Origin of the sequence: Mucilaginibacter sp. (assembly GCF_025362475.1) — a bacterium.
Lineage (GTDB): Bacteria > Bacteroidota > Bacteroidia > Sphingobacteriales > Sphingobacteriaceae > Mucilaginibacter.
This window is the reverse complement of sequence record NZ_JANYGH010000023.1, coordinates 153,779-173,987: the sequence shown is the minus strand read 5'-3', so window position 1 is coordinate 173,987 and position 20,209 is coordinate 153,779. Positions and strand designations below refer to the sequence as shown.

At 41.8% G+C, this 20,209-nt stretch carries 16 protein-coding genes; 15 read left to right on the top strand and 1 reads right to left on the bottom strand.

What is annotated here, in order from left to right; translation table 11 throughout:
- Positions 1-14: 14 nt before the first annotated feature.
- From Q0R88_RS08880 to Q0R88_RS08850, 7 genes are all read left to right on the top strand, one after another.
- Complete coding sequence (locus tag Q0R88_RS08880; protein WP_295715176.1) at positions 15-1,364, top strand: TolC family protein; 1,350 nt, start codon at positions 15-17, stop codon at positions 1,362-1,364.
- A gap of 30 nt (positions 1,365-1,394) precedes the next feature.
- Positions 1,395-2,444, top strand: a complete 1,050-nt coding sequence (locus Q0R88_RS08875) for an HlyD family secretion protein (protein WP_295715174.1) — start codon at positions 1,395-1,397, stop codon at positions 2,442-2,444.
- On the top strand, positions 2,441-4,066 hold the full coding sequence (locus Q0R88_RS08870; RefSeq protein WP_295715172.1) for an MFS transporter: 1,626 nt from the start codon (positions 2,441-2,443) through the stop codon (positions 4,064-4,066). The genes Q0R88_RS08875 and Q0R88_RS08870 overlap by 4 nt, the downstream gene beginning before the upstream one ends.
- Positions 4,067-4,183: 117 nt before the next feature.
- On the top strand, positions 4,184-4,735 hold the full coding sequence (locus Q0R88_RS08865) for a DUF1569 domain-containing protein (RefSeq protein ID WP_295715170.1): 552 nt from the start codon (positions 4,184-4,186) through the stop codon (positions 4,733-4,735).
- A 220-nt stretch (positions 4,736-4,955) separates the two neighbouring features.
- On the top strand, positions 4,956-5,411 hold the full coding sequence (locus tag Q0R88_RS08860; protein WP_295715168.1) for a hypothetical protein: 456 nt from the start codon (positions 4,956-4,958) through the stop codon (positions 5,409-5,411).
- 94 nt (positions 5,412-5,505) lie between these two features.
- Positions 5,506-5,961: a cupin domain-containing protein gene (locus Q0R88_RS08855; RefSeq protein WP_295715166.1), complete on the top strand. Its 456-nt coding sequence runs from the start codon at positions 5,506-5,508 to the stop codon at positions 5,959-5,961.
- 468 nt (positions 5,962-6,429) lie between these two features.
- Positions 6,430-8,706: a histidine kinase dimerization/phosphoacceptor domain -containing protein gene (locus tag Q0R88_RS08850; RefSeq protein ID WP_295715164.1), complete on the top strand. Its 2,277-nt coding sequence runs from the start codon at positions 6,430-6,432 to the stop codon at positions 8,704-8,706.
- Between the two features lie 288 nt (positions 8,707-8,994).
- Here the strand turns inward: Q0R88_RS08850 and Q0R88_RS08845 are convergent, their stop codons facing one another.
- Positions 8,995-9,585, bottom strand: a complete 591-nt coding sequence (locus Q0R88_RS08845) for a TetR/AcrR family transcriptional regulator (protein WP_295715161.1) — start codon at positions 9,583-9,585, stop codon at positions 8,995-8,997.
- A 293-nt stretch (positions 9,586-9,878) separates the two neighbouring features.
- On the opposite strand from Q0R88_RS08845, the gene Q0R88_RS08840 reads away from it, so the two are divergent.
- From Q0R88_RS08840 to Q0R88_RS08805, 8 genes are all read left to right on the top strand, one after another.
- On the top strand, positions 9,879-10,937 hold the full coding sequence (locus tag Q0R88_RS08840) for an efflux RND transporter periplasmic adaptor subunit (RefSeq protein ID WP_295715159.1): 1,059 nt from the start codon (positions 9,879-9,881) through the stop codon (positions 10,935-10,937).
- Between the two features lie 9 nt (positions 10,938-10,946).
- Positions 10,947-14,054 (top strand): efflux RND transporter permease subunit, encoded by a 3,108-nt coding sequence (locus Q0R88_RS08835; protein ID WP_295715157.1) that lies wholly within the window; start codon positions 10,947-10,949, stop codon positions 14,052-14,054.
- Positions 14,055-14,064: 10 nt separating this feature from the next.
- Positions 14,065-15,357 carry a TolC family protein gene (locus Q0R88_RS08830; protein ID WP_295715154.1) on the top strand — a complete coding sequence of 431 codons (1,293 nt, stop codon included), beginning with the start codon at positions 14,065-14,067 and terminating at the stop codon, positions 15,355-15,357.
- 59 nt (positions 15,358-15,416) lie between these two features.
- Complete coding sequence (locus tag Q0R88_RS08825) at positions 15,417-16,001, top strand: TetR/AcrR family transcriptional regulator (protein ID WP_295715152.1); 585 nt, start codon at positions 15,417-15,419, stop codon at positions 15,999-16,001.
- A gap of 175 nt (positions 16,002-16,176) precedes the next feature.
- Positions 16,177-16,767 (top strand): TetR/AcrR family transcriptional regulator, encoded by a 591-nt coding sequence (locus Q0R88_RS08820; protein ID WP_295715151.1) that lies wholly within the window; start codon positions 16,177-16,179, stop codon positions 16,765-16,767.
- Positions 16,768-16,980: 213 nt separating this feature from the next.
- Complete coding sequence (locus tag Q0R88_RS08815; protein ID WP_295715149.1) at positions 16,981-18,081, top strand: alkene reductase; 1,101 nt, start codon at positions 16,981-16,983, stop codon at positions 18,079-18,081.
- A 45-nt stretch (positions 18,082-18,126) separates the two neighbouring features.
- The gene (locus Q0R88_RS08810) at positions 18,127-18,894 is read left to right on the top strand and encodes an SDR family NAD(P)-dependent oxidoreductase (protein ID WP_295715147.1); all 768 of its coding nucleotides are present in this window, start codon (positions 18,127-18,129) and stop codon (positions 18,892-18,894) included.
- Between the two features lie 33 nt (positions 18,895-18,927).
- On the top strand, positions 18,928-19,929 hold the full coding sequence (locus tag Q0R88_RS08805) for an NADP-dependent oxidoreductase (RefSeq protein ID WP_295715145.1): 1,002 nt from the start codon (positions 18,928-18,930) through the stop codon (positions 19,927-19,929).
- Positions 19,930-20,209: the final 280 nt, after the last annotated feature.

The window sequence follows — 20,209 nt, the reverse complement described above, 5'->3', positions numbered from 1 at the left end:
TAAATATAAATTTCATGAAAATCATACTATTTAGGCATGCCACAAGCAGGCTTACCGGAATCATTCTTTGCCTTGTTTTTGTATGCCAGCTGCCTGTTTTGGCCCAGCAAAACCCGGTATACCCGCTTTCACTGCAACAAGCGGTAAGCCTCGCCAAAATTCAAAACAAGCAGGTACAGGCTGCAAAAAGCGAAGAGAGTGCCAGTGATGCTGATTTTAAAGATGCTAAAGCCGCGGCACTGCCCACCATACTGGCCAGCGGCGATTACCAGCGCTTTTCCAGTTTAACACTTTACAGTCACGGATTAAGCGATGTTCGCTCGGTACCTAAAAGGCCGACTTCAAATGGTGATGATTTGGGTGTATCGGCCAATTTTAACCTATATGCAGGCGGAAGGCAAAAAGCCTTTGAAACCGAGCAAAGCAGCAAAAAGGACCTAGCAGCGGTTAGCACTCAGGAGCAGGCAGGCAGCGTTAGCCTGCAATCGGCCGCCCAATACCTTGATCTGATCAGGTTAAATGATCAGAAAAGGTTTATCGATGAGCAAATCATCCGTGCAGAAACAAGGTTGAAAAATATTAACGCGCTATATCGGAACCAAAAAGTTACCCGCAGCGATGTTTTGCGGGCCGAACTTAACCTGTCGGCAGTAAATCTAAATCTCGACAAGGTTCAAAACGATATTGCCATCAGCAATCAGAAATTGAATGTGCTGCTTAACCTGCCAGATTCAACCCGTATTATTACAACCGACTCGGCCGCTATGCCAAGGCCTATTGTGGATACCCTGCTTGGTTTGGTTACCACAACGGCCGTAAATGCCTACGCTATCCGTAAAAGCAGTGAAAGTATCAGAATCCAGGAGGCCAGGATCAAGGGTGTAAAAAGCAACTTTTTCCCAACAGCGTCATTGTACTCGGCATACGGTTTCAGTTATCCCAATACTATATTTTATCCGCCGGTTGATCAGGGCTATTCCATTGGTTTTGTAGGTTTTAAAATTCAATATAATATTTCATCCATTTACCAAAACAAGCACAAAACATCGGCCAGCCGCATCAGGCTGCAAGAGCTTGAGTTTGTAAAACAAAACATCAGCGATAACATAAAACAGGAAGCTGGCAGCTTGCTCATTAAATATCGCGAAGCCTTAAACCGGATAGCTGTTACCCAAAAATCAATTGAACAGGCAAGGGTGAACTATAAAATTGTAAGTGCTAAATATTTTAACCAACTGGCCTTATTGACCGATTTGCTGGACGCTGACAATTTATACCAGGAAACCAGGTATAACCTGGTGCAGGCAGAAACCAGTGCCCAGTTTATTTACTACAGGTTATTATTCACTTCAGGAAAATTATAAACAGATCATAAAAATACCAAATCTCGATATATGGAAACTCCAAATACTAAAAAAGCTCACCCCGGTAATATTATATTATCCAGTGTAGCTATCATCGTGGTTATAGGTGCCATGATATACTTTGCCAATTACTTTTTAACGGGAAGTAAATACCTGGAAACAAACGATGCCCAGGTAGAATCATATATTAACCCGGTATCGGCCCGTGCGGGCGGTTACATTAAACAAGTTAAGTTTGATGAGCATCAGGTAGTAAAACAGGGAGATACGCTGGTTGTTATCGACGATCGCGAATACCGTGAGCACGTGACCGAAGCCGAAGCCGCTGTTGATGATGCAAACGCGCAATTAGTTGTACTCTCTGCCAGTATAACTTCTGCAGAAACTGGTACACTGGTTAATAAAGACCAGATAGATGGTGCAAAAGCCCGCTTGGTTCAACAACATGCCGATATCATGCGCTATAAAAACCTCATCAAGGAAGAGGCTATCACAGGATCAGACCTTGAAGTAGTACAATCACATTATGATGTTTCATTGAGCGATTACAACGCCACCCAAAATAACCTTAAAACAAGCTACGCTAAAATTGCCGAACTGAGGTCACGTAAGGCTTTGTTAATAGCGGATTTAAAAAGAAAAAAAGCGCTGCTTCACCTGTCACATATTAACCTGGAATATACCGTTATTAGAGCGCCATATGCCGGTAAAATGGGACGTAAAACCATACAGGAAGGTCAACAGATTCAGGCTGGTCAGCCTTTGGTATCAATAGTTGATGAAAAAGAAAAATGGATCACCGCTAATTTTAAAGAAACCCAGGTATATGGCATGTACGTTGGCCAGCCGGTTGATATCAGGGTTGATGCCATTGACGATAAAGTTTACCATGGGCAAATAGAAGCCATATCTGCATCAACAGGGGCCAAATTCTCATTACTGCCTCCTGATAATGCTACCGGCAATTTTGTTAAAATAGTACAACGCGTGCCGGTTAAAATAAAATTTACCAGCACCGATATTGAGCCGGTTAAAGCCGGGATGAATGTATTGGTATCAGTTAAAAAGAAAGTAATATGACCGCGCCGGAATATATTAAGCCCTGGTTGCTGAGATGGAATTGGGGTGTAAGGATCACTTTATTTCTTATTCTATTGTCTTCAATTATGGAATTTGCGTCAATCGCGCTAAGTCAGAATTATGTATTGTCATACTTAGGTGCCCAACCGGAGGATACAATCTGGGGCGTACAGTTGACTTATGCGGCTATTATAACTGTACTGCCTATACAGTTCAGATTCCTGAGGTACTTCCAAACAAGAAATTACTTGTTATTTATCACATTTATTTCTATCCTGTTAAATGTTGCATTTATAGTCAATACTAATATCACGATATTCTTTTTTATTCGTTTTTTTCAGGGGTGTGTAGTCGCTTGTTTATCAGGAAGTATGTTGGTGATTATACCAACTTTTTTGAGGCCGGAGCATGGTCGCGCAATAGGCTCAACTGTATTTTACGGTACGGTATTAAGCAGCAGTGTGCTTTTGGGACTCATCGCTTCGGCAGTTACACTCAACTCCGATTTTACAAACCTCTATTATTACCTCATTATTTTCCAGGTTCTTGTTATACTGGTGTTGTTATTTGGTTTCAATGTTCGGTCAAATATTCGCAAGTACCCTTTATACCAGATTGATTGGGTAGGTACAGTCTTCTTTATTATGGGATCGGTTGGTCTGGCTTACACTATTGTATATGGTTCAAAATACTACTGGTTCACAGACATCCGCATTCAGCAATCAACAATGATTACTGTTGCCGGTGCGGTATTATACCTCTGCAGACAATACCTGGTTAAAAGACCACTCATCGATTTAAAGGTATTCAAATACAAAAAATTCTGGATGGGCCTGATATTGCTGGCACTTTACTACGGCTCAAAAGAAAGCATTAATATTATTTATGGTTATACCATATCTGTTTTGCAATGGAGTTCGACACAGGAGATGATCCTGGGACTTTGTAATGTTGGCGGTTTAATTACTTTCATGATCATCACTGCACAGATTCTTATACGAAAAAAAGATGCCACCATATACTTCCTGATTGCCGGTTTCACTATGTCATTAGTATACCATCTGTGGATGTATTTGATCTTTACTCCGGATCTGGCATTTACCGATCTGATATTGCCGATGTTTTTTCAGGGTGCCGCCTCTGGGATACTTTTCGTTCCAATTATGATATTTACCCTTACTGCTGTACCGGCCACAACTGGTTATACCGCGTTAATAATAGCAGCCTTTACCCGCTTCACTTCGTTATTGAACGCCAGCGCCGGGTTTTATAATCTTCAGCTTTACTTCAACCAACTATTTAAAGAAAGCTTTCTGTTTCACCTTACGGTTGTTGATGATCAGGTGAATGAACGATTAAAAAGTCTTAAACAATTGTTTGCAAGCAAGGGGTTTTCTGCAGACCAGGCCGCCGCCGCCGCGAACGCCTCATTGGGGAAGACACTCGGAATGCAAAGTCAGCTGCTTACCAACCGGGCCATATTTTTGTTTATAGCTACTATTATAGCGGTTATCCTGGTGCTTGCGCTAATAACCCTGGCAGTTAATGCGGTAAAAAAAATCCTTGACCACAAAAATGTTGTTGCCGGGGAAAACATTCAGTTAACTAATGTGGCTACCTGATAAGTTGTCATAACATTCCCTGTTTACTATAAAACAATGGGAATGCGTGGCCATTTCTAAACATTGATTTTGCTTTTATCAAATCCATAATAAATAATACCGCCAAACGATTAAAAAATGAAAAAAAAGAGATCAATTATCAACAAGCAACTCTGGAGTTCCTTTATAGCGTTGTCAGGATACTTTTTCGAGTCGATTACAGTAAAGCGTGTTAATGGCGCTGATTTTTTCACGAAAATTAAATATCGGGCTCTTAAGGCCCGAATAGAAAAACTAAAGGAGGGGACACCAGGGCAATGGGGCACTATGCGGGTAGAACAAATGCTGCACCATGTTAATCTGTCCATGGGCAGTGGGCAAGGCTTTTATGATTTACCTGATGAAAGTTATTTTTTTTCCAAAACCATTATCAAATGGATAGTGATTAATTTATATAATGCCCAACCAAAAGGCCTCCGGTTACCTTTATGTATGGCAATTTCGCCCGAATCAAGGTTTGATTTTGAAGATGAAAAAAAACAACTGCTCAAAATACTTGACGCCGCCAGCAACGCTACCCTGCAGAGTCAGTGGAATCCGCATTGCTATTTTGGAACACTAACGGTAAATCAATGGGGTAAACTCTGCTCTATGCATCTGGATTATCACTTAAGACAGTTTTCGGCGTAACGGAACGCATTTTGTGTTATTTGCTAAACCTGCAGCGCAAGTTCTCTCAGTCAATGTTTCGATCAGATGTGTTGAAGTTTTATTGCCCCACGCGGATTTGTGCGGACTTTTTTGATGAATGGCAAAAAAGTTTCCGTTTTATCCTTTCTATGTCAATATGAAAATGATTAATCAACGAAAGCTTACTGCATAAATATCTTTGTAATCAAATTATAACGGTATGGAAAATACTTACCAGCGAGCTCAGCTTTACCTCCGATTGGCCTTAGGCATCGGGTTTATTTTGCCGGTGGCCGACCGCCTGGGCTGGCTCGGCCCTGCTGGCCGAAACTTTGTGGATTGGGGAAACTGGGAAAACTTTGTGACTTATACCAATAGCCTTATGCCTTTTTTTAACCGTTCAATGGCAGGCATTTTGGGTTTTATAGCTACAATAGGCGAAGCCGGTATTGGGTTGTTATTTCTGATCGGATTTAGGATTAAAGAAGCGGCTATGTGTGGTTTTTTGCTTTTGCTGTCCTTTGCTCTTTGTATGGCCGTATTTTTAGGAATAAAATCGCCTTTTAACTATTCCGTTCTTACAGATAGCGCTGCATGTTTGTTGCTGGCACTACTCCCAACACACCGCTGGAGCATAGATTACCATATAGAGAAAATGACGGAATTCTCAATGTGATTTGTTCAATGCTTCACAAATACTTATCAGCGCAGCTACAAAAGTGAAAAAAGTTGATATGGTCAACATGTAAACAATTAAAATCAATACAATTATGAAACAATTTAAAATTGATGGCAGGCGATGCATGCTTGCAATAATTATGCTGTTCACTGGCGTTTCTGCGTATTCGCAGACCCAACAAACAGTTGGCGATAGTACAAAGTACATGGCCACTGCCCATAATGTTATATTGACACAGCTGCTTAAAGAAAAAGGGTTTACCAATAAATCTGTGGAAATGATGGTTGTTGATTTTCCGCCACGAAGTAAATCGCCCGCTCACAGGCATCCTTGTCCTACATTCGGCTATTTAATTTCAGGCGAAATAGTCTCTGTTTTTGAAGGAAAAACCTACCATTACAAAGCAGGTGATTCATTTTATGAAACGCCCAACGGCCTTCATAGTGATGCCAGAAATGACAGTTTTACCCAACCGGCAAAATTACTTGTAGTGTATGTTAAAGACAGTGATAAACCAACGGTGATTCCGGCAGTACATAAAATGTGATAAGTAGAACAAAAAGAATATTTCCTGGGTTTGACAGGGGCTTTTGAGCTATTGTATTAACACCCATATGTTTGACAGGTAGTTACGATATTTCGTAGCTATTTTTTTTGATATGATATTTCGTAACTTATTTCGGTAGGTTAATTTTTAACTCTTTGATATTTAATATTTTATACTGGTGGCATGGATTTAGTTGAAAAGTATTATAACTGCATATGGACCGAATAAGAAGACGACTAATAGTCATTTTTTTTGCGATTATACATATTTACAATGTTCAGAAACCGCCTTATCTTTTGTCAGTATATCATCCCCATTGAGGCTCAAACATTCTTGGGTAATTTACTATTAAGAAAAATTTTAGCTGATCTTAATATTTGTAAAATTTATAGTAATAAGGTATGTAGTCAGATCCAGGCGCGCCGAATTTTTGCGGCCAATTGATCGGGGCAATTAACTTTAAAAGTTATGTTGAAAATACTCCTCATCTCCTTTGTTTTATTTGCATTATCGTTTCATGCAGTTTGCCAAACCCTCGAGGATGAGTCTACTCAAGATCTATTGGGGAAAATTAGCCGTAGTGAGCCCGATACCATCAAGGTACAGTTACTGCTGGCTTTAAGCAAAAAACTTGTCTTAAGATCCGGGGCAAACAAAAGTGACATTGATAGTGCGATTATTCTTTTGAATCAGGCAGAAAAACTAAGTACCAACTTGGGAAACATCAAAAGTCAAGGCCGTTGTCTTCTTATAGCTTCGCTAATTGCAAATAAAAAAGGTAAGAATGATATTGGATTAACATTATCGCAAAAGGCCTTGTCGTTATTCACAAAAATAAAGGATTTTAAAGGTGTGGCAGATGCTTACATAATCATTGGTCAACATTATGGCAATACGGAAAGCGCTCTGGAACAAAAAATATTTTATTATAAAAAAGCTATTGATGTTTTTCTAAAGTTGAAAGAAAAGGAGCGTGCCGCTACTACACTTATTGATTTGGCAGACCTCCAACAACAACAAGGAAAAGTCGACGAACCGCTTGCAAATCTTAACGCGGCGCTATCAATTTACCAATCTATTGGTTATAAAAAATTACAGGGCCTTTATAGCCTAATGGGAGATAATTATACATTTCAAGGTGATGTGGTGAACGGATTAAAGTATGGTTTACTTGCTGTTGAGACAGCCGAAGAACAGCAGGACAAGACATTACAATTATGCACAATATATAATCGGGTAGCTATAACCTATTTTAATTTCCAAAATTATACCCGGGCATATCAATATTTAAAGCTGGCGTTTACCATAGCCAGGAAATATCAGGATGAAAATTATATTGATGTGGTTGGCCGTAATATGGCTCAAGCCTTATATTATATGAAAAGGTATTCCGAAGCTCTTTCTTTGTTAAAAAGTATGGCATCCATGGGGTTTTATAAACAACCAGAGAGGCGAATCAACCTTTTTTATGGATTTTTATATATTTATCTTGGTTTTGGGGACTATCAAATGGCCAAAGTTTATGCCAATGAATTGGAAGCTTTGCTATTTAGCAAAGCAAATGTGAAACCTGGCGGCCAGGTAGGATTTATTTTAATTAAATATTATGTGGAAACACACCAATATAGGCGTAGCTATCCGTTAATAAAAGAATATTACAACCAATCAAAACAAGAAAACTTTTGGCTTGGGATGAGTAGATCACAACTACTGTGGTTTAAAGCAGATTCTGGCCTTAGTAAATATTATAGTGCGATAAAGCATCACCAATTATATAAGACCTTCGCAGATTCTAACTTTAATGAACAACGGAATAAACAAACGTCGTTATTACAGGTACAATTTGAAACTCAGAAAAAGAACAACGCGTTGCTGTTACAAATGAAAAATATTGATTTGCTGAAAAAGCAATCGCAATTGCGGCAAATTCAGTTTCAACAAGCACAGCTAAGCCGTAACTGGACAATAATCGGATCTCTGTTGTTGCTGTTATTATTAGGCCTTGTTTATAGCCGCTACCGGCTAAAAGAAAGAAACAATGTACAATTACAAATTAAACAGTCTGAAATTCAATTCCAAAATAAACTGTTGGAGAACCTTGTAATAGAAAAGGATTGGTTATTGAAAGAAGTGCATCATCGTGTAAAGAATAATTTGCAAATAGTAATGAGCTTACTGAATACCCAATCTGCTTATTTGAAAAATCTTGACGCACTTGAAGCTATTCGAGAAAGTCAGAACAGGGTACAGACAATTTCATTGATCCATCAAAAATTATATAGTGGTAGTAATGTGGCCAGTATTGATATGGCTGCTTACGTTTCTGACCTTATAAAATATCTTGGAGATGTCTTCAATGTTAATTCCCGCAGGATCCGTTTTGAGCAACTGGTTGACGCTATGGAAATAGACTTAGCTCAGGCTGTTCCAATCGGACTCATTTTGAACGAAGCTATAACGAACGCTATAAAATATGCGTTTAGCAAAGTAGGCGGCAAAATAATTGTAGCACTCCAATCTATCGGGAATAATTCTGTTGTACTTACCGTATCAGACAATGGTAAGGGATTACCGAAAGATTTTGATGCCAAATTAGCCAGCTCTTTAGGTATGGAAATTATGAAGGCATTGAGTAAGCAGTTGGACGGAAATTTTCAAATAAAAAGTGAACTTGGTGCTACCGTCACGATAGTTTTTCAGTTGCAGAATGTTCTTTCTGCTAATACGGTGTCCCGCTTCCCTTGAGTTTTTGACTTGGGCATAAAAAAATCCGATGTTTTCAATGATACAATCTGGATCAACTGAGAAACAGAATTGTTTGAGCACTAAAAAGCGCTTGAAAAAAGGCAGCAAGTTCTGTTTGAGTTATTTTATGTTCAGGGTTAAGGGCGGATTTATAATACCCCTAAATGGGTTTGATAACTAATGCCTTATGAGTGGGATGATTGCTTACGCACTGTAATATATCAAGTTCGGGCAAAGCGATATTGACTAAATAAATTAGACCTGATTATCCGGCTAAAACTAAACCAATTACATAAGGCCTTTATGCATTATTTGCGCCAGCCAGGTTATTTTGCTTTCAAATTGCGGAAACTTTCCAAAAAGAATAATTTCCTGATCAAAGCACTTGAAAACGCTTTGTAAGGTTTCCGCCAAAAACTGGCTGTCTTCCTCATTTAGTTCTGCTATTTCCTTGTTTTCCAATGCCCAGCTGATCATGAGTTTCACCACCAGAATCTCCTCTTCAGACATAATGCGGGACTGCATGATCAACAGCGATGGATCCTGCCTCATATCTTCTATAACCAGCTTGTATTTTAAAACGACTTCACGCAGGCGTTTGATCTTTACCTCGTTAAATGATTCTATATTGGCTGAAAAAGAACGTCGTTTGCTTATCGTGGCTTTGCTTTCCTCCAGGCATTGGGAAAATATTTTGTGACATAAAGCGTCAAGCACCTCTGTTTTATTCTTAAAATAATGATAAAGCGTACTTCGCCCTTTTTTGCATTCATTTGATATATCCTGCATAGATACCCTTACAAAGCCGTAACGCTCAAACACCGCATCCGCTGCCGCGATGATCTCTTCCCTTATGCTATCGTTTTGATCTGATTTCATGATTCGACAAAAATACAATTTTTGTTTGTGGCTTTTTTGCCAATTATAAGCTTAGCTGAATATGCGAATTATTAATATGACACAATTATTAAAAACATCGTAAAAACAAATAGCGTATATTTGTCGAAGATATTTGGAGTTGCTATTTAATCAGATGCGATTTCAAAATAAGAGTAAAAGTTAAATATTAAGTTCACTTTTTAATTTTTTATAGCTCAGTACAATCAGTTGTGGGATTAATAAACAATGAAATAACAATCGACATAAATACAAATAATGTTCAATTTAATTATATGAAAATCAAACTTACACTTGCAGGAGCGATGATGGCCGCTATCTGGATTTCCGGCTGCTCAGGTAAAAAAGAGCAAAAGAACGGGCCGGACACTTTAGCAGTAAACGTATTCAATTTGAGTGCGGATTCCATGTCAACCGGCGACCGGATCATTTACGACGGAACTCTTGAAGCTGAAAAGACAATTGATTTAAGTTTTCAGGTTTCCGGAACTATCCTGTCATTCCCGGTACTAACTGGCGATTACGTTAAAAAAGGGCAACTGGTAGGTGCTGTAGATGAAACGGTATACCGCAACCAGTATAACGCGCAGCTGGCTCAGGCTAAACTCGCCAAAGAAAATTACACCCGTATCAACGATGTATTTAAAAAAGGCAGCATTTCCGAAATAAAAATGCTGGAGGCAAAATCAAATTATGAACAGGCAACTTCCGCAGCCCGCGCAACTTACCAGAATATAGCCCATACACACCTTTATGCACCAGTAAGCGGGTATATTGGTGAAAAGAAAGCTGAAGCAGGTGCCGTAGCTAACCCTGGGCAGTCGGTTTTACAGTTGCTGGATACCCGTTCGGTGAAGGTGCTGGTTGCAGTGCCCGAAAGTGAAATCAACCACTATAAAGCAGGAACTCCGGCTACGGTAAAAATTGATGCCTTAGGGGATCAGCCTTTGCAGGGCAAGGTATCTGAAGTTGGCGTTTTAGCGCTTAACGGCAGCGCTAATTATAACCTTAAAATATCGCTGGCCAATAACGATATGAAGTTAAGACCAGGCATGCTTTGTAAAGTGATATTTAACAAAACTGCCGGCACTGTGGCCTCATCTAATATTAAAGAAGTTATTGTCCCCGTACAGGCTGTGCAGGTAGATGATAAAGGGACTAACTTCTTATTTATCATGAACGCTCAAAATAAGGCAGTGCGGAAAGATGTAATTACCGGTCAGCTTTACAGTAATGGTATTGCCATCCAATCCGGACTTGCCGGAAATGAGCAGGTGATCACCTCCGGCTATCAGAAACTTGCCGATCAAACCCCTGTCATTGTCAGTAAATAAGCCCATATCATGAAAAAGAACTCAAATTTAATTGAATGGGCCATGGAGTACCATGTATTCCCGCTTGCGCTTTCGGCCATACTCGTACTGCTTGGTTTATCCGGGCTTTTCAATATGCCACGAAACGAATTTCCGGATTTCACCATCAGGCAGGGTCTCATCGTAGGGCAATACCCCGGCGCTTCATCAAAACAGGTAGAAGAGCAGCTGACAAAAAAAGTAGAAGAATATCTTTTTAGTAATAACGAAGTTAACAAGAAAAAAACTTACTCCTTTTCGCGGGATGGCGTAATGTACATCTTTGTGGAGGTAGCGGATAACCAAAATGCTATCCAAACCAAAGCGTTTTGGAACAAAATCAAAAACGGGATGCTGATCCTGCAAAGCCAGCTTCCGAAAGAAGTTAAAGGCTTCTATATCGATAGTGATTTCGGTAATACCTCTGCCATGCTTTTGTCCGTAGAATCCAAGACACGGCCCTATAAAGAACTGCTCCGTAATGTAGAAGACATAGAGGCAGAACTGAGGCAGGTACAGGATGTTGCCAAGATATCCCATACCGGCAACCTGAACGAGCAGATTACCGTTTATGTAGATAATAATAAACTGCTGCAAAAGGGGATATCGGTCAATAATGTGATGCAGGTGCTGCAAAATGAAGGCGCTATTAACGCCACCGGTAAAGTAGAAGGAAAGGTGGTAGATGAGCCTATTCATTTAAGCACCTATTATAAAACCGAGGCCGAACTTGCCGAACAGATCATCCGGCAGGACGCTAACGGCAATTCGGTGCGCCTTCGTGATGTAGCTAGCCTGAAACGTGAATATGACGAGCCGGACAGCTATGTAACATCAAACGGTACCAAATCCATCGTGATATCGCTGGAAATGATCACCGGCAAAAACATTGTGCAGTTTGGTAAAGAACTGGAAGAACATATCGAAAAAGTAAAGCAGCACCTGCCGCCCGATATTCAACTGGTAAAACTGGCCGATCAGCCGGAGGTGGTGGATGATTCGATCAGCCACTTTATGAAAGAGTTTGCTTTTGCGCTTATCGGCGTGGTGTGCGTTGCCTTACTCTTGCTTCCTTTTAGGGTTGCCGCGGTTGCAGCCGCAACTATACCGATTACCATAGCCGCAACGCTGGGGATTATGTATATGACCGGTATAGAATTGGACACCGTTACGCTTGCAGCGTTGATTGTGGTACTGGGGATTGTGGTTGATGACCCTATTGTGGTAATTGATAACCACGTAGAAAAGCTGGACCACGGCATGTCCGTTTGGGATGCCGCCATTAGCAGCGCCAAGGAATTGTTTCCATCAGTGTTTACTGCTACGCTGGCCATATCAGCAACCTTTGTACCACTGGCATTTTTTATGACCGGTACGGCAAAAGATTTTATCCGCCTGTTCCCGGTAACGATCATGATCGCTTTGACACTGTCGCTGATCATCTCCATGATGGTAGTGCCGTTTTTCAATACGCTGTTCATCAAAAAAGGCTTGCTGCATAATAAGGCGGATGAAAAAAGATCTTTCCTGGACCGATTACAGGATTTCTTTAATAACCACATCGGCAATTCCATGAAACACTACAAGCTAACCGTATTTTTTGCGGTGCTGTCAGTAGTGATCGGCATAGGGATTATGGGAGTACTGCCGCAACAGTTGTTTCCTAAAGTAGAGCGAAACCAATTTGCAATGGAGATCTACCTGCCATCGGGCTACAGGCTTTCGCAAACGGATAGCGTGGTGAAGGGAATGGAAAAGATATTAAAGCAGGATAAACGTATTCTTAATTATACCAGCTTTATCGGCAGTAGTTCACCGCGTTTCCACTCGGTATATGCGCCAAATCTTCCATCAAAAAATTATGCACAGATCCTGATCAAAACAGTATCTGAAGACGCAACCGCAGAGGTAATTGTTGACTATCAGCATAAATACAGTAACCTGTTTCCGGCTGCTTATGTTCGGATGAAACAATTAAACATGATCAATGCGCTGGCACCTATCGAGGTAAGGATCAGCGGAAATGATATTTCAGCCTTAAAACAGGTAGCTAACCAGGTTTTAGCCATTGGTAAAACGCATAAACAGGTTACCTGGGCCCGGACAGATTATAACGAGATCCAGCCAACCCTTAAAATAGATGTAAAAACAGCGGAAGCTGCACGGCTTGGATTAAGCAAGAGTGATATCGCCAACGCAGTAGCCATGCATTCAGAAGGTATTACAGCAACACAAGTTTGGGAAAACAATTACGCCATAGATGTAAAGATAAAATCGCCTAAAGCGTCCCGGAGTGACCTTTCAGCCCTGCGTGACCTGAATATCGTAGCCCCACAAACTAAATCCCTGATCCCTTTAAGGCAGGTTGCAGACGTAAACCCGGAGTGGAATGATGGCCAGATTGCCCGCAGAAACAGTGTACGTACGCTGACAGTACGTATGGACGTAACCCAGGAAGCTGTTGCCAATGCCGTATTGCTGGAACTGCAACCGGCCATCGAAAAAATAAAACTTCCCGCCGGCGTTGACCTGCGTTACGGGGGCGAACTGGAATTGCAGGGAGAGAACCAGGGCCCAATGGGTATCGCGCTTGGTGTAAGTATCATATTGATATTCCTGATTTTATTATGGCACTTTAAACACCTTAAACATGCCCTATTGAGTATTACCACTATGCCATTAAGCTTATTGGGTGCCTCTTTTGGCCTTTTTATTATGGGCTATCCCTTTGGCTTTACGTCATTCCTCGGTTTACTTGCGCTCTGCGGAATTGTAGTTCGTAATGGTATCATCCTGATAGATTTTGCGGAAGAACTACGATTACATGAGGGTAAATCTGTTTTTGAAGCTGCAAAGCTTTCTGCCGAACGCAGGATGCGGCCAATCTTTTTAACCTCTTCGGCAGCGGCTGTGGGTGTAATACCGATGGTGATCAGCAGGTCATCCTTATGGGGGCCGTTGGGTACTGTGATCTGTTTCGGGTTACTGTTATCCATGTTGCTGACTCTATTCGTGCTGCCAACGCTATACTGGCTGTTCTTCCGCAAGGAGGATCAAAAGCATCCGGAAAGCAAAACACCGGAACTTGTAACTGCATAAGCTCATTATCATGAAAACATTCCTATTATCAATATTCACTTTTACATGTCTGCAGGCCGGGGCCCAGCAGCATATCATATCCCTGCAGGAAAGTAAACAGGCTGCCATAGCCTACAGTTACGCTTTAAAAAATGGTGAGCTGAGGATAAGCTCTGCAAAAACCGATGTGGCTGCAGCCAAGTCAGATTATCTCCCATCGGTCAGCGCAACCGGGGTGGGTTTATTCGGGTTTAAAGACTTCGTATCGGCCGCGCCGCCATTATTGGAAAAAGGTATCAATAACTTTTACCTGTTTGGCGTAACCGGTACGGAGTCTCTGTATGCTGGCGGCAAAATTAAAACGGGTAACCAGTTAGCGGCATTGCAGCTACAGGTTAGCCAGATCAGGAAAAAACAGTCAGCAGATTCTGTAATATTGCTTACCGAGCAGAAATACTGGAACCTGGTAAACATACAGGAACAACAGAAAACCATACAGGTCAATGAAACATTGCTTAACGCAGTACTAAAAACGCAGAAAGATATGCTGGCATCCGGATTGATTGCCCGGAACGATCTGCTCAAAGTAAAAGTTCAGCTTAGCCAGTTGCTGGTTAATAAAAGCAAGCTGCAAAATGGCCGCCGGGTGGCCCTGCTGGATTTTTCTATGTACACCGGCATTGCCTTTGATTCACTCATGGTGATGCAGGACACCCTTAATAAAAACGGCACCCCTGTATTGCCTGCCTTGCAGCCCGATACCAATTTGGCCCGCAATGCCAATTATCAGTTATTAACCAAACGCATAGTGGGTGAAAAACTACAGACCCGGTTAGCGGGTGCCGACAACCTGCCGAGCCTGGCAGTCGGTTTAAGTGCATCGCAGACGGGATCGATCAACAGCGGGATCGGGAGTAATTTTGCACCCGCCAGTTTTGTCACTTTAAGTATTCCTATCTCCAGCGGTTTATGGGGCCGGGGTAAGCAAAAGATGCAGAAGCAAAGGATCAATGAGCAAATAGCTCAAAATGATTTCCGGGATGGACAAAACCAGCTGAGAGTGGGCATAATACGCTATTGGTATGATATGCAGGACCAGCTTACGCAGATCAGCTATGCAAAAGACAACCTGGAACAGGCTACCGAAAATCTGAAAGTTAACCAGGATAATTACAAGGCTGGTTTGGCCACCATTTCTGAGGTACTGGATGCTCAGACTGCTTACCAGCAGGCATCAAGCACAGTTGCTACCGCATTTGCCGATTTTTGTGTAAGGTCAGCGGTATATAATTATGTTACTGCGAAAACAGAAAATCAGCCCTGAAGCCAGCTTAAGAAACAGTATCCTTGAAGCGTTAGCCGTCAACAACTAAAGCAACCGGAATGGTAGATAAAAGAAAACGTCTGATTGATATTGCTATTGAGCTTTTTATCAACCACGGTATTATCAGTGTAACGATGGATGAACTGGCAAGTACTGCCGGTATGTCAAAGAAAACCGTTTACCAATGTTTTGCCAATAAGGGAATCCTTGTCGAAGCTGTTGTTGACCAGCTGATAGGACAATCTAAAAATATCATCAGCTCAAATACCGACGCCTCGGATGACCCGGTGCAGGAGTTGGTTTTTCAGCAAGGTCTTTTTAAACATTTGATCGTCTTACGGTACCTTTTTAACGACATGATGTTGAAAAGGTACCCGAGGGCCATGAAAGCGTTCCATGAATTTAAAATCAATCACCTAAAGGCGGTTATTGAATCAAATTTATCAAATGGCATTGCAATGGGATTGTACCGGACTGGTCTGGATGTGCCGGCCACTGCGGGCATCTATATATCGGTAGCAGACTTTTACCTGTTTAATAATACTGTAAGAACCGCGGCTGATATATTTGAAGCGCTCCAGTTATTTATAAACGGCATAATTACCAATGATGGGCGTCGTGTTCTCGCAAATTATAATAAGTAAAAGCAAACGGCTCAGTTTATAACCTATTGTTAAGCAGGTTATTCAGGTAGCTCGACTTCAGTTAATTTTCAGGACCACCATGATTGTCATCCTCCTATCATAAAGAATAAAATATACTAAAAAGTCTTTTTAATTAAACTTTTTAGTATATTTTAGTATCGTAAAATCTATTGACATGCTTACTAAAGCCGAAAGAACAAAGCAATTCATCCTGGAAACAGCAGCGCCTATCTTTAATCAGAAAGGAATATCCGGCGCTAATATAGACGACGTGCTTGCTGCCACAAAATTGACTAAAGGATGCCTTTACGGTCATTTTGAAGGAAAGGAAGACCTTGCCTTACAGGTTGTTGATTTCATGCTGAATACTAACGGCGAGAAAATGTTGTTAACTATTAGCAAAGGTAAAACAGCGAAGGCTAAGGTATTTGCTTTTCTCGATTTTTATAAAGATCCCTTGAATACTTACCTTAAAGGCGGATGTCCTGTATTTAACATTGCGGTGGAATCCGATGATAACTTTCCGGCTATTAAAGAAAAGATAGCTGGAGTCATCCGACATGGACAGGAATTGTTTGTGAGTATTTTAAACCAGGGCATTGCCGTCGGTGAATTTTCTGACCAGCTTGATCCGGCTGTCTATGCGTTCAAAGCGGTGTCGGCAGTTGAGGGAGCAGTTGTGATGTGCAGGGCGATGAATACGGCAAAGCCGATGGCCGGTTTGCTCAGGAGCCTGAAAGCGGAGTTAGAAAGTTATGCGATATAATTTTTTTTAATATAAAATATACTAAAAGGTTTTTTTGTAAACACGGGCGCTATTTTTCAACAGTGTACTCGGTCCGCTTCCGCAGACATTATTTAGTAAAGACGACAAGCAATCAGAACGATAAAAAATATACTAAAAGGTATAAAATAACAAATAAACAACGATGAACCAGGGCTGCAAACCTGCTTCCTGGTACAATTTAAAAGCAAAACAATGAATGATCAAATAATTTTCGAGCCATATAATTTAAATGGCCTTTCTCTGAGCAACCGCATGGTAATGGCACCGATGACCCGCAGCCGTTCAGCTAATCCGGGCAATGTGGCTACAGAACTGACGGCACTCTATTATCAGCAGCGCGCTTCTGCCGGCCTGATCATCACTGAAGGAACTTATGTAAGCCGTGAAGCTGTAGGGTACCTTAATGTACCCGGAATTTATACAGCAGAACAGGTTGAAGGCTGGAAACTGGTTACAGATGCGGTGCATCAGCAGGGCGGGAAGATTTTCGCCCAATTATGGCATGTGGGACGATTATCGCACCCCGATCTGCTTGACGGCGAGCTTCCGCTGGCACCATCAGCACTCAATCCCCTGGCCCAGGCTTTCACGCCCGAAGGGTTTAAGGACACGGTAGATGCCAGGGCGATGACACCGGGGCAAATCAAAAAGACCATCCATGATTTTAAACAGGCTGCCGCAAACGCGGTGGAGGCGGGTTTCGACGGTGTTGAACTGCATGCAGCCAATGGTTACCTGCTGCACCAGTTTTTCAATCTTTATTCCAATAAACGCCAGGATCAATACGGCGGCTCTATCAAGAACCGTGCGCGCATATTATTCGACATCCTGGATGAACTGCACACGGTGATGGACATAAGGAAAGTAGGCGTAAGATTAAACCCTTCTCTTCACGGTATCCAGGGTATGATGCTAGACGAGGAAACCGTGGCTGTGCACGATTACATCATTGCCAAATTGAATGAATACGACCTGGCTTACCTGCACCTGACCGAACCTTTTACCGATGTATCGGGCAATCCTTGGGCTATTGAAGAAGTTGCCAAACGCTACCGCCCGCTTTATGACGGCACTATTATTATTAACCGTGGATTTAACAAAGCAACAGCCAGCCAGGTATTGAATGATGGTGATGCCGACCTGGTATCATTTGGGGTTCCCTTTATTGCCAACCCTGATCTTGTTGAGCGCTTTAAATCAAACGCGCCGCTCAGCCAGGCCGACCCGTTGACTTTCTACACGCCGGGAGAAAAAGGTTATACGGATTATCCAACGCTAGTTCAATTATCATAGTCAGCAAAAACGATATTAAATAGACTTAGTAAAAGAAATAAAATCATGCAATTAAAAGGAAAAACGGTATTGATCACAGGAGGTGCATCAGGTATCGGGCTGGAAGCAGCAAAACAATTTTTAGCCAATGGCGCAAATGTCATCATCACCGGCAGAAACCAGGAAAAGTTAAATGAAGCAAAGAAACTGTATCCTGCTATCACGGCCATTAAAAGTGATGTGTCGGATGCGGGTGACGCCCAAAAGCTTTTAACCCAGGTACAGCAACTGGGCGGTATAGACATTTTATATAATAACGCAGGAGTGTTAACTGCCCCTATCAACCTGGGAATAGCAAATGATCAGCATATTGAAGACGCGGCGTATGAAATGAACGTCAATTACCTGGGGGTGATCCGGCTTAATAACCTTTTCCTAGATATGCTGAAATCAAGGGCGGAAGGCGCCATTATCAACACAACTTCCATACTCAGTTATGTTCCATCATTACTGGAAGCAACTTACTCGGCTTCTAAAGTAGCATTGCGGTTTTACACAGAAACATTGAGAAAGCACCTGCAAATTATAAACAGCAACCTGAAAGTATTTGAACTTTTGCCTCCTGTTGTGGCTACAGAAATGACGGCTGACAGGAACGGCAAAAAAATGACTACAGAAGGTCTGGTAAAGGCGCTTATTGCAGGTATCAAGAAGGATCAGTTTACCATCCGTGTAGGTGATACAAAAGCATTGTTTATCGTCAACCGGCTTTTTCCAGGAATAGCTTTTGGGTTGGTTAATCCCAAGAAAAGTTACGGACTATTACAATCGTAGAAACCATTCTCATCAAACATATAAAATAAAAAAATGAAAGCATTCATTATAGACAAGTACAAAAGCAAGGATGGCGGACGCATCGGGCAAATGCCTGTACCGGAACCGCAGGCAGATGAAGTATTGGTGGAAGTACACGCTGCCGGTATCAACCTCCTGGATTCCAAAATCAGCAACGGGGAGTTCAAACTCATTTTACCGTATAAAACCCCGTTTGTTTTGGGCCATGATGTGGCAGGTGTTGTGACCAGGGTTGGGGCCCGGGTGCAACAATTTAAAATTGGGGACGAGGTTTATGCGCGACCGGCAGATCATCGGATTGGAACTTTTGCGGATTTTATTGCTGTTAAGGAAGCTGATTTAGCGCTTAAGCCGAAAAGGCTGAGCATGGAAGAAGCCGCATCTATCCCGCTGGTGGGCCTGACCGCCTGGCAGGCACTGATCGAAAAAGGGAACCTGAAAAAAGGGCAAAAAGTATTCATACAGGCAGGCTCCGGTGGCGTGGGCACATTTGCCATTCAACTGGCGAAACATTTGGGTGCTACCGTGGCTACCACTACAAGTGGAGCTAACACCGAGCTGGTTAAAAGCCTCGGAGCAGATGTGGTTATCGACTATAAGAAAGATGACTTTGAGAAAGTGCTGTATGGGTACGACCTGGTTTTGAATAGCCAGGATGGAAAGACGCTCGAAAAATCGCTGCGTGTGTTAAAACCGGGTGGAAAACTCATTTCGATCTCTGGCCCGCCTGATCGGGACTTTGCAGAAGAAATCGGAGCCCCCTGGTACGTAAAATTAATCATGCGCCTTTTGAGCGCCGGAGCAAGAAAAAAAGCCAAACAGCTTAATGTGGGCTTTTCCTTTCTGTTCATGAAGGCAAGCGGGGCCCAGCTAAAGGAGATCACTTCTCTTATAAATTCCGGTACTATCATACCTGTTGTAGATAAAGTTTTTCCGTTCGAATCGATCCAAGAAGCAATCACTTATGTTGAAAGCGGACGGGCCAAAGGAAAAGTCGTTATTAAAATTAAATAAAGTTGCCGCTTGTTCAACACAATGTTTTAAACCCAGAGGTGAAATATACAGCTGTACCCTTGAAACTAAAGGGTACTAAGCTGAATATCAGGGGATACGTTGGTATGTCTTTATTGGGCCGGACAAGTGCCTGGGAAAGGGCAAAGTAATGCAATAGCGACAATGTATGCTTTACCAGTGATGAGAAATCAACTGATGCATTAACAGGTAGTGTGCTCAAACGTTTAATTATAGCGCCTCAGCATTTTGCCGCTCCTTCATAATGCAACAACCTTAACGC

Excerpts from the sequence above, each read along its gene's own strand:
- Q0R88_RS08880 (WP_295715176.1), top strand. The coding sequence starts at position 15 with ATGAAAATCATACTATTTAGGCATGCCACAAGCAGGCTTACCGGAATC.
- Q0R88_RS08875 (WP_295715174.1), top strand. The coding sequence starts at position 1,395 with ATGGAAACTCCAAATACTAAAAAAGCTCACCCCGGTAATATTATATTA.
- Q0R88_RS08870 (WP_295715172.1), top strand. The coding sequence starts at position 2,441 with ATGACCGCGCCGGAATATATTAAGCCCTGGTTGCTGAGATGGAATTGG.
- Q0R88_RS08865 (WP_295715170.1), top strand. The coding sequence starts at position 4,184 with ATGAAAAAAAAGAGATCAATTATCAACAAGCAACTCTGGAGTTCCTTT.
- Q0R88_RS08860 (WP_295715168.1), top strand. The coding sequence starts at position 4,956 with ATGGAAAATACTTACCAGCGAGCTCAGCTTTACCTCCGATTGGCCTTA.
- Q0R88_RS08855 (WP_295715166.1), top strand. The coding sequence starts at position 5,506 with ATGAAACAATTTAAAATTGATGGCAGGCGATGCATGCTTGCAATAATT.
- Q0R88_RS08850 (WP_295715164.1), top strand. The coding sequence starts at position 6,430 with ATGTTGAAAATACTCCTCATCTCCTTTGTTTTATTTGCATTATCGTTT.
- Q0R88_RS08845 (WP_295715161.1), bottom strand. The coding sequence starts at position 9,585 with ATGAAATCAGATCAAAACGATAGCATAAGGGAAGAGATCATCGCGGCA.
- Q0R88_RS08840 (WP_295715159.1), top strand. The coding sequence starts at position 9,879 with ATGAAAATCAAACTTACACTTGCAGGAGCGATGATGGCCGCTATCTGG.
- Q0R88_RS08835 (WP_295715157.1), top strand. The coding sequence starts at position 10,947 with ATGAAAAAGAACTCAAATTTAATTGAATGGGCCATGGAGTACCATGTA.
- Q0R88_RS08830 (WP_295715154.1), top strand. The coding sequence starts at position 14,065 with ATGAAAACATTCCTATTATCAATATTCACTTTTACATGTCTGCAGGCC.
- Q0R88_RS08825 (WP_295715152.1), top strand. The coding sequence starts at position 15,417 with ATGGTAGATAAAAGAAAACGTCTGATTGATATTGCTATTGAGCTTTTT.
- Q0R88_RS08820 (WP_295715151.1), top strand. The coding sequence starts at position 16,177 with ATGCTTACTAAAGCCGAAAGAACAAAGCAATTCATCCTGGAAACAGCA.
- Q0R88_RS08815 (WP_295715149.1), top strand. The coding sequence starts at position 16,981 with ATGAATGATCAAATAATTTTCGAGCCATATAATTTAAATGGCCTTTCT.
- Q0R88_RS08810 (WP_295715147.1), top strand. The coding sequence starts at position 18,127 with ATGCAATTAAAAGGAAAAACGGTATTGATCACAGGAGGTGCATCAGGT.
- Q0R88_RS08805 (WP_295715145.1), top strand. The coding sequence starts at position 18,928 with ATGAAAGCATTCATTATAGACAAGTACAAAAGCAAGGATGGCGGACGC.